Genomic DNA, 409 nt, shown 5'->3' on the forward strand with positions numbered 1-409 from the left:
TAATATCCAGCTGAACGGTCTGGTTATAGGTACATTGAGCAACTGACTGAAATGCCTCAAAATGTTCTTTACGATGCCATTGGGATATATCAACGGTGGTATATCCAGTGATTTTTTTCTCCATTTTAGCTTCCTTAGCTCCTGAAAATCTCGATAACTCAAAAAATACGCCCGGTAGTGATCTTATTTCATTATGGTGAAAGTTGGAACCTCTTACGTGCCGATCAACGTCTCATTTTCGCCAAAAGTTGGCCCAGGGCTTCCCGGTATCAACAGGGACACCAGGATTTATTTATTCTGCGAAGTGATCTTCCGTCACAGGTATTTATTCGGCGCAAAGTGCGTCGGGTGATGCTGCCAACTTACTGATTTAGTGTATGATGGTGTTTTTGAGGTGCTCCAGTGGCTT

At 43.0% G+C, this 409-nt stretch carries 1 protein-coding gene; it reads right to left on the minus strand.

The window, feature by feature from the left end:
- On the minus strand, positions 1-124 hold a 124-nt coding region (locus tag SB719_RS19075), incomplete at its 3' end, for a CatA-like O-acetyltransferase (protein ID WP_329812452.1).
- Positions 125-409: the final 285 nt, after the last annotated feature.

The sequence above is a fragment of the Pantoea sp. SIMBA_079 genome (assembly GCF_046940275.1).
In the GTDB taxonomy this organism is placed as follows: Bacteria; Pseudomonadota; Gammaproteobacteria; order Enterobacterales; family Enterobacteriaceae; genus Pantoea; species Pantoea borealis.